The following is a 12,419-nucleotide window of genomic DNA, read 5'->3' on the forward strand; positions in this document are numbered from 1 at the left end:
GCACAACTGCTTCCGGCAAAGAGCGCTCAACGCTTGTCTGCCGTTACGTCAGGCGCGCCCTAGCGGGGAACGACGCAGTCGATGTCCACTGTGGAAAGTCGCGCACAAAGCCGGTGCGCCACGGATTCTTCCGCATAACCGCCCGCTCTCAGACGATAGAAAATACCCCGGTCACCGAGGTCCGCCCGAACGACCCGATGTTCGATGCCCGAGAGCCTGCCCTGGCTGCGGGTCTGCAGATTGCGCCAGGCGATTTTTGCCGTCTCTTCGTCGCGATAAGCACCGAGCTGTACCTGATACGGTCCGGGTGCCGGCGTAGCTTCGGCAGCGACGGTTCTCGAACCGGGCGAAGGCTTGCTCACGGCATTGTCGATATTCGCCAGCCTGTCGGGGGACCGAACCGCCTTGTTGTCCGCCGGCGCCGGCGAAACGCTTCCGGCCGGGTTGGCATATTTGACGGCAGTGGTCTCCCAGCCCGTGGCCGACGCGACGCGAATGACCCTCGCCTTGCTTTCCCCACCTTTCATCGCCGTATCGGAGCCGATAAGCGGTTTCGGTTGCGGCCGGTTCAATGCGGCGAGCTCGGTTTTGGCCGGCGCGAAATCGTTGTCGATCTCGAGAGCCGCTTCATAGTCGGCTTTCGCTTGGCTTTTGCCGCCCTCCGCTTCATAGGAGAGCCCCCGACCGTGAAAGGCATATTTGCGGGCATCGCCCGACATATATTCCAGCGCCTTGGTATAATTTGAAATGGCGGCTTTCTGGTTTCCCCGACGCCGCTCGATATTGGCCAGATTGTGATAGGCCGCGCCATAGCTCGGCACCAGCTTCACGGTTTCGCGGTAATCGGCCTCGGCCTTGGCATCCTCGCCCAGCTGCGAATAGGCGATGCCGCGATTGTAATGCGCGCGCGCCAGAACAGCCTCGGGCAGTGCATTGCCCGCAATGGCTTTGCTGTAGTCGGCAATCGCCGCAGCCGGCTGCCCCAGCTTCTGCTCGGCGATACCCCGGTGATGATGTGCAAGCGCCAGCCCATGCTCATTGAGCGCGCCGCTGGAAATCGCCTCTTCGAAAAGAGAAATGGCCTGACCGTACTTCCCCTGCTCGATCGCCCGCGCGCCGCCATGCAGGTCGTCGATCGCATCGGCTCGCGCAGGGCTGGCAGTGATCAGCAAGGCGGCAATAGCGGCCATCGCTGCGCAATGCAGGATCCCCTTGCTCCGCCTGTTTGCGATCATGGCCCCGTCCTTTGCCTAGGTGTCGCGTTTCCGAAAACAACTCTCGGGCGTACCGCCTGTGCCCTCAGAATCGACCGCAACGCTTTACAGTCGGTTAAACAGGGCACCCCGCGAGCCTGCTGATTCGGATTATTCGACTGTGACGGATTTTGCCAGATTTCGCGGCTGATCGACATCGGTGCCTTTGGACACGGCCGTGTGATAGGCCAAGAGTTGCACCGGAATGGCATTGATGATGGGAGCGATCAGGGGATCGACCGCCGGAATCTCTACAGATTCCCATAATCCTTCGCCCGCATGCTCGATACCGGCCTTGTCGGCGATCAGAAGCACCTTACCCCCACGCGCAATGACCTCCTGCATGTTGGAGACCGTTTTCTCATAGAGCGGGTCCATCGGCGCGATCACGATCACGGGCACATTCTCGTCGATGAGAGCGATGGGACCGTGTTTGAGCTCGCCCGCGGCATAGCCTTCGGCATGGATATAGGAAATTTCCTTGAGCTTGAGCGCGCCTTCCAGCGCAACCGGATAATTGTGTCCACGCCCGAGATAAAGTACGTCCCGCGCCTTGGCGAGATCGACGCTGAGGTCCTGGATCGCGCCGTCCGCGCCGAGCGCCTCGGCGACATGCCGCGGGGTTTCGATCAATGTATGAACGATCCGGCGTTCTTCTTCCGCATCGATCTGACCGCGCGCAATTGCGGCCCGCACCGCAAGGATGGCCAATGTGGAAAGCTGGCACGTAAAGGCTTTGGTCGAGGCGACCCCGATCTCGGGGCCCGCGAAAGTCGGCAGAATGACATCCGACGCGCGTGCGATACTCGACTCCACCACATTGACGACAGACAGCGTCTTTTGCCCCCGCGACTTGCAGTAGTGCAGCGCGGCCAGCGTGTCGGCAGTTTCCCCCGATTGCGAGATGAAGATGGCAAGACCGCCTTCCGGCAAGGCGGCTTCGCGATAGCGGAATTCAGATGCGATATCGACTTCGACCGAAATGCGCGCGAGTTTTTCGAACCAGTATTTGGCGACGAGCCCGGCATAGAACGCCGTGCCGCAGGCGATGATGGTAATGCGCGGCACAGTGGCGAGATCGACCGGCAGGTCCGGCAGGTGAAGTTTTTCATTTACCAGGTCGAGATATTCCGACAGCGTATGACCGATCACTTCGGGCTGCTCGAATATCTCCTTGGCCATGAAATGGCGGTGGTTGCCCTTGTCCACGAGCGCGGCGGAAACGTCGGTGATCTTGACGGTACGCTCCACGTTACGCCCTGCCGCGTCATAAATGACGGCGCCCTCCCGGGTAAGTTCTACGCGATCCCCCTCTTCCAGAAAGGACACGCGGTTCGTCATCGGCGCCAGCGCGAAAGCATCGGACCCCAGATACATCGACCCATCGCCATAACCGACTGCGAGCGGGCTACCGCGCCGTGCGCCGATCATCAGATCTTCTTCGCCGGAAAAAATGATGGCGACGGCGAACGCACCTTCGAGTTCACGCAGCGCATCGGCGGCGGCCCTTCGCGGATCCTTGCCCCGGTTCAGGTGATCGGTCACCAGATGGGCAATGATTTCGGAGTCCGTATCGGTCGAAAAAGAGAACCCTTTCTCCAGCAGCATTTGCCGCAATTCGCGAAAATTCTCGATGATGCCGTTATGAACGATAGCGGCGCGGTCGGTCGCGTGAGGGTGTGCGTTGTTTTCGGTCGGAGCGCCATGGGTTGCCCATCGCGTATGGCCGATGCCGAGCCCGCCGTGAAGCGGCTGAGCCGTAAGTGCGGTTTCGAGGTTGAAAAGTTTTCCTTCCGCCCGCCGCCGTGTGAGCTGCCCGTCGTCCAGGGTCGCTATGCCGGCACTGTCATAGCCACGATATTCCAGACGTTTCAGCGCCTCGAGAATGACGGGCGCAACATCTCGCCCTCCGACGATCCCGACAATACCGCACATCTCTCAGTCCTTCACTTTCCCGGAAGCGGATTCATTCTTTGCACGGAAGGCTGAGGCCCATCCGGATTTTTCGACCTGCTTTGGTCGCGTAAAAGCAAGTGCGTCCGGCGTAACGTCCTTCGTGATGACGCTGCCGGATCCAAGGTAGGCTCCATCGCCGATCTTGACCGGTGCGACCAGCGCCGAATTGGAGCCGACGAACGCCCCGGCCCCGATATCGGTAAAGAACTTGTTGTAGCCATCATAATTGCAGGTGATCGTGCCCGCGCCGATATTGGCATGAGCGCCGACGCGGGCATCGCCGATATAGGAAAGGTGGCTGACCTTTGCGCCTTCTTGAATCTCGGCCTTCTTCGTTTCGACGAAATTGCCGATCTTTGCGCCTGCGCCAATGGAGGAGCCGGGCCGAATACGCGCAAAGGGCCCTACTTCCGCTTTCTCAGCGACTGTTGCGCCTTCCAAATGGGAGAAGGGCTTGATCGTGGCGCCATCGGCAATCCTCACGCCAGGACCGAAGACGACGTTCTGGCCGACGGTTACGTCCCGTCCGAGAACCGTGTCGAAACTGAAATAGACGGAAGCAGGGTCGGCAAGCGTTGCACCATCTGCCATCGCCTTGTGTCGCAAGCGGCGTTGCATTACCGCTTCCGCCATGGCGAGATCGGCGCGGCTGTTGACGCCCTGCACTTCCTCTTCCTCGCCTTCCTGGACGCGACAGACAAGGCCTTCGGCACGGGCAAGACCGACAATGTCCGGCAGATAATATTCGCCCGCCGCATTCTCGTTCCCGACCCTGGAAAGCAGATCGAAGAGATATTCCGCACGGACGGCCATCGCGCCGCCATTGCACAAAGCGATCCCCTTCTCGGCTTCGCTTGCATCCTTGAATTCGACGATCTTCTGAAGCGCGTCCTCTTCATCGAGCACCAGTCGCCCATAGGCTGCGGGGTCCTTGGGCCGGAAACCCAGCACGACGATTTCGGCTTCGTCGCGGCAGGTTCTGACCATGCCGGCAAGCGTTTCGGGGTGCATCAGCGGCGTATCGCCGAAAATCACGAGGACGACGCCTTCTCGATCGGAAATATCCGATTGGGCCATCAACGCGGCATGAGCCGTGCCGAGCTGCTCTGCCTGGACGGCAATGCCCGTATCCGGGGCTACGCCTTTAGCATAGGTCGCGACCTCGTCCATATCCGGCCCAACCACCAGCACGGAACGGGCGTTGGGAATCTCGTCCACCAAAGAAAGCACATGGCCGAGCATCGGTCGGCCGGCAATCCTGTGCAGCACCTTGGGCAGCCGCGACTTCATGCGCGTGCCCTTTCCCGCTGCGAGAATGATTGCAGTGACCGTCTCTCTCGCCATCACCTATCCGTTTCGTTCTCAGGCGTCCGGGAGAAATGGACAGTCGGACGCTCGCATAAAAATACCGCGACTCGGTGTTCGAGCGCGGGCAAATTCGCACGGAGATCAGTCTGTTCTGAAATAAATTTATATTTCACTATCTTGCCCGGTTCCCGGAGGAACCGGACAAGACCGTGAATGGCGAGCGCCGGGCTCACATCTTGAACCGGGCCTCGACATATTTAGTGAGCTGTTCGACGCATTCCTCGATCGAAGCGGAGGAAGTGTCGACTTCGAGATCCGCCATATCGGGGGCTTCGTAAGGCGCCGAAATACCGGTGAAGTCCTTGATCTCACCGGACCGGGCCTTCTTGTAGAGCCCCTTCGGATCGCGCTTTTCGCATGTCTCCACATCGGCCTTCACATAGATCTCGTGGAAATCGTCGCCGCCCGCTTCGCGCGCCCGGTCGCGATCCGACCTGTAGGGCGAAATGAACGAGGTGATGGCGATCATGCCGGCGCGCGCAAAGAGGGCCGCCACTTCGCCGACACGGCGAATGTTTTCGGCACGGTCCTCCGGCGAGAAGCCGAGATTGGCATTGAGTCCATGGCGGATATTGTCGCCATCCAGCACGTAGACGTTATAGCCCTTCTCGAAGAGCTTCTTCTCCAGTGCAACGGCCAGCGTGGACTTGCCCGCGCCGGACAGACCGGTAAACCAGAGAACGCCGCCCTTGTGCCCGTTGCGGAATGCTCTCGCCTGGTCGTCGATGCCGTGCTCGACCTTGGTGATGTTGCTGGAGCGCGCCGTGATGAGGCCTCGCTGGTCGGCATATCCTTCCATGGAAATGATGCCGCCGCCGGCAATATCGTATTTGTCGACAAGAACGAAACGGCCGCTCTTGGGAGAGGTCTCGAACTCGTCGAGCGCCAGCATGCGGCGAGCGCGCATCACAACCTCGGCCACCTGATTACGCTCGACCTGATGCGAAGAGGCACCGGAGAGATCCGTCGTATCGATAATCGTTTCGATCGACTGGACGGTAACCGGCGCATCGAGCGTTCCAAGCTTCAGGCGGTAGGTCTTGCCGGGCACCATCGGCTCCTTGCCCAGCCAGAACACCCGGGCGCGGAAAACATCCGTCTCGATGGGCGGGTGTTCGACATGGCTGATGACTTCGCCGCGCTCGACGAAAATCTGCTCGTCAAGCGTAATGCCGATGGAGTAGCCCGCTTCCGCCTGTGTCGGCGCCTTGCGGCCGGGCACATTGTGCCAGGCCTCGATGGACTCCACACGCGCGGTCTTGTTGGAGGGCGAGAAGACCAGTTCGTCGCCAACCTTGATGACGCCCTCTTCGACGCGGCCTGCGATGATGCGGCGCTGATCGAACTTGTAGACGTCCTGCACCGGCATGCGCAGCGGCCTGTCCACCGGGTCGCTCTTGGGCTGGAAGCTGTCCAGCGCACCGACAATGCTCGGCCCCTTGTACCAGGGCGTGTTGGTGGACGGTCCCACGATATTGTCGCCTTCGCGCGCCGACACCGGAATGACGAAGGTGGGCTCGACGCCGATGGACCGGAGATATTCGCGATATTCCGCCTCGATCCGGTCGAAGGTCTCCTTGTCGTAGTCGACAAGGTCCATCTTGTTCACGGCGACCGCTACCTGGCGCACACCGAGAAGATGAAGCAGGTAACCGTGCCGCCGCGACTGCTCGCGCACGCCTTCCGCCGCGTCGATGATGAGCAGCGCCGCATCGGACTGCGCCGCGCCGGTGATCATGTTCTTCAGGAATTCCTTGTGGCCCGGCGCATCGATGATCGTGTAGTCGCGCTGATCGGTCTTGAACCAGATCTGGCTGGTATCGATGGTGATGCCCTGGTCGCGCTCCGCCTGCAGCGCGTCCATCAGGAAGGCCCATTCGAACGGCACGCCGCGCCGCTTGCACATCTCGGTGATGGATTCGAACTTGCCGTCGGGCAAAGAGCCGGTGTCGTGGAACATCCGGCCCACAAGCGTGGATTTACCGTGGTCCACATGCCCCACAATCACGATCCTGAGCAGGTCGCGCGCATTGGAAACGCTCTTGCCGCCTTCGATGACTTTCATTGCCGTGTCTGCCTGTGCCTTGGTCATATTTTGTCCCCCTTACAGGTAGCCATCGGCGCGAAGACGCTCGAAAGCATCCTCGGACTCATGATCCATGGCGCGGCCGGAGCGCTCCGACACCTTGGTCGTGCTCAGCTCTTCGATGATTTCCTCGATCGTGGCCGCGTCGCTCTCCACCGGATTGGTGATGTCCTGGTCGCCCAGCGAACGGTAGCGCTTCCCGTCCTGCGAGAAATAGAGGGGAATGACCGGAATGTTCTCGCGCTGCGTGTAAAGCCAGATGTCGATCTCGGTCCAGTGCAGCAGCGGATGGACGCGCACATGGGTTCCGGGCGGGAACTCCGTCTTGAACTGGTCCCAGAACTCCGGCGGCTGGTCACGGAAATCCCATTGGCCCGTCTGGCCGCGCGGGCTGAAAACGCGTTCCTTGGCGCGGGTGGCCTCTTCATCGCGTCGAATACCGGCGAAAAGCGCGTTGAACTGATGCTTCTGGATGGCGGCCTTGAGCCCGGCCGTCTTGCGCGAGGCGGAGCGCGCGGCGGGCGGCAGCGACTGATCGACTTCCTCGATCGGCGGGCACAGCTCGCGGATGAAGTTCAGGCCCCACTCTTCCGCATAGCGATCCCGGAACTCGTACATCTCCGGAAACTTCTTCTCCGTATCCACATGCATCACAGGGAAAGGCACATGGCCGAAGAACGCCTTGCGGGCGAGCCAGATCATCACGTTGGAGTCTTTGCCCAGCGACCACAACATCGCGATGTTTTCGATCCGGTTGAACGCTTCCCGGAAGATGTAGATGCTTTGGCTCTCAAGCTGATCGAGACGATCCATGCCTTGCTCCTTCACACGGCAATCCAACCGGGCCGCATGACCATAATACAAAAAAACAATGTGGAGTTGTTTTCAACCCCGATATTGAATGTGATTTAGACGTGCAGGTTCGCGATTGCAAGGCCTCATCTGACAAGATTCAACCAAAGCGATCTTAGAGTCGGACTCAAAATTAATACCCATTGATTTCAAGCCCTTGCGATGAGCCTTGTGGAGCGTCGGATGGAGGCGATCAGGAGCCATGCATCGGAGGATGCGATGGTTGCTTCCCAGTCCTTGGCGAGACGGCGGCAGCGGCCGAGCCAGGCAAGGGTGCGCTCGACGACCCAGCGGCGGGCGATGACGACGAAGCCCGTTGCCCCATTGGGCCGCTTGACGATCTCGATGCTCGGCCCATCCATGTTCTGCAAGGCGTTTTCCAGCTTGTCGCCTCCATAGCCGCCGTCGGCGAACAGATGAACGAGCGTGGGGAAGCTCTGCATGGTGTCGGCGATGATACCCGGCGCACCATCGCGATCCTGAATGTCGGCGGTGTGCGTGATCGCGCCCAGCATGTTGCCTTGCGTATCGGTGAGGATATGGCGCTTGCGCCCCTTGATCTTCTTGCCGGCATCATAGCCGCGCGGTCCGCCGCTTTCCGTGGTTTTCACGCTTTGGCTGTCAATAACGCCCGCTGTCGGCTCTACCGTCCGTCCGGACAGAAGGCGGGCGGACATCACCAGCGTTTCGTTGATGATGTCGAACATGCCGCTGTCGCGAAGCCGGTAGAAATAATGCTGAACCGTCGTAAAAGGCGGGAAGTCTTTCGGCAGCATCGCCCATTGGCAGCCCGCCGCCGCGATATACTGGATGGCGTTCCATATCTCACGCATCGACCATTTGCGAGGTCGGCCGACCTTGCTCGGCACAGGCATGAACGGTTCGATCAACGCCCACTCCCCGTCCGTGCAGTCGCTTGCGTAACGCAGGTGTCTGCGGTCATAGTGCTCCCGAGTGATTTCAGTCCAGGCCATCTGATCCTCCGTCGTCTTTGCAAACCACAGAGAATCATAAGCCACTGAAATCACTCAACTTAATTTTCGGTTGGGCTCTTAGACACCGAATATCGGGCAAGGCGAGCCTCAGGCGCGCCCTTTTAGACCGTTGTAGCGATGATTACGGGGAGCCGGCACCGCCGAGCGTATTGCCGGGATCGGCTTGCGCGCGGCGCGGCGCGCCGGCCTGGAGGAAACCACGACCGGTTTCGCACGCTCCAGACGGTTCAACGCTTCGGATCTCGCGGCGCGCTCGTTCAGAAGCTGGGTCAAAAACCAGCTCCGTATGACGAGGCCAAGAAAGAAAATCGCAAAGAAAACCAGCCCGGCGACGACCGCCAATTCCTGCGTCGTCAGGCTCGACACCACCTCGTCGAACGACATGCCCTTCCCCGTTTCTAGTTTCCCATGGACCGGCTGCCGCGACCGGCCATCTCGGCGCCATCCTATGCAGAAAACGGGCCTCACGCACAATCATGCATTTGCCACGATTTTCCGAAACCCCTCTGTTCCCGACACGGGCAAAAACATGAGGGCGCTGCCCAAAAAACAGGCATTCGGCCTACTCCCTCGGTTTGACCATATTGCCCGACTCGCTCTAACGAAAGACTGTCGGTGCGCTGCCTCCCGGGGCCGCATCGCAGTTTGGAGGTCGGACTCTCGATGACAATCAGGCCGTTGCCCGGCGCGATCGCAGCAGCGCTCATCATGGTTCCGCTTTCGCTGGGACTGTCCGCCTGCTCGGAGCGCGCGGCAGGCGCCGGGGTGCCTACGGAGCAGAACGAGGCGGAAACTGCGGCCGACCAGGCCCCGCCGGAAAAGAGCGTCGAACGCCGTCTCGACCGGCTGGAATCCCGCGTCGCGATGCTGAACCGCAAATATTCCGTCATCGAACCGGTACTGACCGACCTCAAGGCAAACGACCGGTCGCTCGACAGCCGGCTCGGCACGCTGGAGGCCGGATTGGGACTGACCACTGCGTCTATCTCGCCGAAACAAAGGCAGAAATCCGCGGCCAAGCCCGTTCGCCTCGACATTCGACCGACACTCACGGACAGCGAAGACGATGCGCGGAACGGGAGCGGATGGGCCGTTCATCTCGCCTCCTATCTCGATGTGGCCAATATCGAGAAGGGAAAACGCATACTTTCCGCCCGTTTTCCCGACATGCTGTCGGGCCGGGGCTGGACGACGATGAGATATGAAAGCCGGGATGGAAAGGTCTATACCCGCCTGCTGACCACACCCCTCGCGAGCCGGGACGCCGCGGAAACGCTTTGCGCGCATCTCAAGGCCCGGGGACAAGATTGCCGGGCGCTGAAACTCGGAGATGCACGGGGATAAGGTGGTGAGCCCTGATGGGTTCGAACCATCGACCTACTGATTAAAAGTCAGTTGCTCTACCAGCTGAGCTAAGGGCCCGTCCTGAAACGGCTATTCGGACGAGTCGGGACTCGCGGCAGCCGCCGGAAAGTGCGCGGAACTTAAGGGGAGCGCCGCCGGGGGTCAACACTCCAGACATGGTTTCGGTGAGATAGAAACAGAGTTTGGGCAAGATTGGGATGATGAAAACAGAGCTTTGGGCAAGATAGCGCTCAAGCCCCCTGCGCCGCCTTGAAATCGGACACGAAATTCTCGAACCGGCCCTCCGAAATCGCCGCCCGCATCCCCGCCATGAGCGACTGGTAGTAGTGGATATTGTTCCAGCTCACGAGCATGGAGCCGAGCATCTCGCCCGACTTCACGAGGTGATGGAGATAGGCCCGGGAATAATCCCGCGCGGCCGGACAAGTGCTCTCCGGATCGAGCGGCGCGGTGTCGGTCGCATGGCGGGCATTCTTGAGGTTGATCTTGCCGAAACGGGTGAAGGCGAGCCCGTGGCGCCCGTTCCGGGTCGGCATGACGCAATCGAACATGTCGATGCCGCGCCGGACGGCTTCCACCAAATCGTCCGGCGTGCCGACGCCCATGAGATAGCGCGGCTTGTCCGCGGGCAGCATGTCGGGCGCGTAATCGAGAACGCGCAGCATCGCCTCCTGCCCCTCGCCCACGGCGAGCCCGCCGACCGCATAACCGTCGAAACCGATATCGACCAGCCCCTCGGCGGAGCGGCGGCGCAGGGGCTCATAGGTGCTGCCCTGCACGATGCCGAAGAGCGCCATGCCGTCCTTGCGGAGCGGCTGGGCCGCGAAGGCCTCTTTCGAACGCGCGGCCCAGCGAAGCGACAGCTCCATGGACTTTTCCGCCTCCGCCTCGGTCGCCGGGAACGGCGTGCATTCGTCCAGCACCATCTGGATGTCGGAGCCCAGCAGACACTGGATCTCGATGGAGCGCTCCGGCGAAAGCATGTGGCGCGATCCGTCGATATGCGACTGGAAGGTCACGCCCTCCTCCGTCATCTTGCGGAGCCGGGCGAGCGACATGACCTGAAAACCGCCGGAGTCGGTGAGGATCGGATAAGGCCAGTTGGCGAATGTGTGCAGGCCCCCGAGCGCGGCCACTTCCTCCGCCCCCGGACGGAGCATCAGATGATAGGTGTTGCCGAGAATGATGTCGGCCCCGGTCTCCTTCACCTGCTCGGGATACATCGCCTTCACCGTTCCCGCCGTGCCGACGGGCATGAAGGCGGGCGTGCGGATATCGCCGCGCGGTGTGCGGATGACGCCGGTGCGCGCCTTGCCGTCCGTCTTGTGGAGATCGAAACCGAACGCGCTCATGGCCTGTACTCACTTTCAGGGTCGCGCCGGTAGATCAGGCAGGAATCCCCATAGGAATAGAAACGGTACGCCGCGGCGATGGCATGCGCATAGGCCGCTTTCATCTCCGCCGTGCGGCGCAGCGCGGAGACGAGCATGAAGAGCGTCGAGCGCGGCAGATGGAAATTCGTCATCAGAATATCCACCGCGTGAAAACGATAGCCGGGCGTGATGAAAATGTCGGTCCCGCCGCGCCAGGGATGAACCACGCCATGCGCATCCGTCGCCGTTTCCAGCAAACGCAACGATGTCGTGCCGACGGCGACGATGCGTCCGCCCGCCCGCCGCGCGGCATTGATGGCCTCGGCTTCCTCCCCGGTGATCTCACCGACTTCGGAATGCATCTTGTGAGCATCCGTATCGTCCGCCGTCACCGGCAGGAAGGTGCCCGCGCCCACATGAAGCGTCAACCGCACCATGCGCACGCCGCGCGCCTCCAGCGCCGCCATCAGCTCCGGCGTGAAATGCAGCCCCGCCGTCGGCGCGGCCACGGCGCCGGGCTCGTCCGCATACATCGTCTGATAGTCGGAAAGGTCTTCCTCGTCCGTCTCGCGCTTGCGGGCGATATAGGGCGGCAGCGGCATGACGCCGGCCACGGCGATCGCCGCGTCGAGATCGGGCCCGGATTGCGAGAACTGCAACACGCTCTCGCCGCCCTCGTTCTTCTCCACGACCTGCGCTTCGAGCCCGCCCTCGAAGCTTATCGTCTCGCCGATAGCGAGCTTCTTGGCCGGGCGCAGAAAGGCGCGCCACAGGCTCGGCCCTTCGCGAAGGTGAAGCATCACCTCGATGCGCGCCACCGCCTCGCCGCGCGCCCGCGTGCCGAACAGCCGGGCCGGGATCACCTTCGTATCGTTGAAGACGAGCACGTCGCCGGGATCGAGATAATCCGGCAGATCGCGCACGCCCTTGTCGGCGAGGGCGCCCTCTTCCGGACCGATGACGAGCATGCGCGCGGCATCGCGCGGCCGCGCCGGCCGCAACGCAATGCGCTCCTCCGGGAGCTCGAAGTCGAATTCGTCGACGCGCATGAGGTGTCAGACCATCACTTGGTGCCATGCCCGCAACGTCATTCACGGCCGGGCTGAAGATCGTCGTCATGACCCGGCTCGTCCGGGTCATCCACGTCTTCCTTTGGCTTTTCGCTCAGCAA

Annotated in this window: 10 protein-coding genes and 1 tRNA gene; 1 reads left to right on the forward strand and 10 read right to left on the reverse strand. The window is 61.3% G+C overall.

Going from position 1 to position 12,419, the window contains the following annotated elements; genetic code table 11:
• Positions 1-59: 59 nt before the first annotated feature.
• From FHS78_RS00290 to FHS78_RS00320, 7 genes are all read right to left on the reverse strand, one after another.
• Positions 60-1,235 (reverse strand): SPOR domain-containing protein, encoded by a 1,176-nt coding sequence (locus FHS78_RS00290; RefSeq protein WP_167089142.1) that lies wholly within the window; start codon positions 1,233-1,235, stop codon positions 60-62.
• A 129-nt stretch (positions 1,236-1,364) separates the two neighbouring features.
• Positions 1,365-3,188, reverse strand: a complete 1,824-nt coding sequence (glmS, locus tag FHS78_RS00295; protein WP_167089144.1) for a glutamine--fructose-6-phosphate transaminase (isomerizing) — start codon at positions 3,186-3,188, stop codon at positions 1,365-1,367.
• Between the two features lie 3 nt (positions 3,189-3,191).
• Entirely contained in the window at positions 3,192-4,556 is a 1,365-nt protein-coding gene (glmU, locus tag FHS78_RS00300; protein ID WP_343041909.1) for a bifunctional UDP-N-acetylglucosamine diphosphorylase/glucosamine-1-phosphate N-acetyltransferase GlmU, read from the reverse strand.
• Between the two features lie 190 nt (positions 4,557-4,746).
• Positions 4,747-6,669, reverse strand: coding sequence for an adenylyl-sulfate kinase (cysC, locus tag FHS78_RS00305; protein WP_167089148.1), 1,923 nt, complete (start codon positions 6,667-6,669; stop codon positions 4,747-4,749).
• Positions 6,670-6,681: 12 nt separating this feature from the next.
• Positions 6,682-7,476 carry a sulfate adenylyltransferase subunit CysD gene (cysD, locus tag FHS78_RS00310; protein WP_167089150.1) on the reverse strand — a complete coding sequence of 265 codons (795 nt, stop codon included), beginning with the start codon at positions 7,474-7,476 and terminating at the stop codon, positions 6,682-6,684.
• Between the two features lie 188 nt (positions 7,477-7,664).
• Positions 7,665-8,489: an IS5 family transposase gene (locus FHS78_RS00315; protein ID WP_167089152.1), complete on the reverse strand. Its 825-nt coding sequence runs from the start codon at positions 8,487-8,489 to the stop codon at positions 7,665-7,667.
• Positions 8,490-8,597: 108 nt separating this feature from the next.
• A complete protein-coding gene (locus FHS78_RS00320; RefSeq protein ID WP_167089154.1) occupies positions 8,598-8,894 on the reverse strand; it encodes a hypothetical protein in 297 nt (98 codons plus the stop codon).
• 279 nt (positions 8,895-9,173) lie between these two features.
• Between FHS78_RS00320 and FHS78_RS00325 the strand changes: the two genes are divergently transcribed.
• Positions 9,174-9,854, forward strand: a complete 681-nt coding sequence (locus FHS78_RS00325; RefSeq protein WP_167089156.1) for an SPOR domain-containing protein — start codon at positions 9,174-9,176, stop codon at positions 9,852-9,854.
• Positions 9,855-9,856: 2 nt separating this feature from the next.
• Here FHS78_RS00325 and FHS78_RS00330 read toward each other — a convergent pair.
• From FHS78_RS00330 to queA, 3 genes are all read right to left on the reverse strand, one after another.
• A tRNA-Lys gene (locus FHS78_RS00330) sits at positions 9,857-9,932 on the reverse strand.
• Positions 9,933-10,105: 173 nt separating this feature from the next.
• Positions 10,106-11,227 carry a tRNA guanosine(34) transglycosylase Tgt gene (gene tgt / locus FHS78_RS00335; RefSeq protein WP_167089158.1) on the reverse strand — a complete coding sequence of 374 codons (1,122 nt, stop codon included), beginning with the start codon at positions 11,225-11,227 and terminating at the stop codon, positions 10,106-10,108.
• A complete protein-coding gene (gene queA / locus FHS78_RS00340; protein WP_167089160.1) occupies positions 11,224-12,297 on the reverse strand; it encodes a tRNA preQ1(34) S-adenosylmethionine ribosyltransferase-isomerase QueA in 1,074 nt (357 codons plus the stop codon). The genes tgt and queA overlap by 4 nt, the downstream gene beginning before the upstream one ends.
• Positions 12,298-12,419: the final 122 nt, after the last annotated feature.

Origin of the sequence: Parvibaculum indicum (genome assembly GCF_011762095.1) — a bacterium.
Classification (GTDB): Bacteria; Pseudomonadota; Alphaproteobacteria; order Parvibaculales; family Parvibaculaceae; genus Parvibaculum; species Parvibaculum indicum.

Coding starts and splice junctions, on each gene's coding strand:
- FHS78_RS00290 (WP_167089142.1), bottom strand. CDS start 1,235: ATGATCGCAAACAGGCGGAGCAAGGGGATCCTGCATTGCGCAGCGATG.
- glmS (WP_167089144.1), bottom strand. CDS start 3,188: ATGTGCGGTATTGTCGGGATCGTCGGAGGGCGAGATGTTGCGCCCGTC.
- cysC (WP_167089148.1), bottom strand. CDS start 6,669: ATGACCAAGGCACAGGCAGACACGGCAATGAAAGTCATCGAAGGCGGC.
- cysD (WP_167089150.1), bottom strand. CDS start 7,476: ATGGATCGTCTCGATCAGCTTGAGAGCCAAAGCATCTACATCTTCCGG.
- FHS78_RS00315 (WP_167089152.1), bottom strand. CDS start 8,489: ATGGCCTGGACTGAAATCACTCGGGAGCACTATGACCGCAGACACCTG.
- FHS78_RS00320 (WP_167089154.1), bottom strand. CDS start 8,894: ATGTCGTTCGACGAGGTGGTGTCGAGCCTGACGACGCAGGAATTGGCG.
- FHS78_RS00325 (WP_167089156.1), top strand. CDS start 9,174: ATGACAATCAGGCCGTTGCCCGGCGCGATCGCAGCAGCGCTCATCATG.
- tgt (WP_167089158.1), bottom strand. CDS start 11,227: ATGAGCGCGTTCGGTTTCGATCTCCACAAGACGGACGGCAAGGCGCGC.
- queA (WP_167089160.1), bottom strand. CDS start 12,297: ATGCGCGTCGACGAATTCGACTTCGAGCTCCCGGAGGAGCGCATTGCG.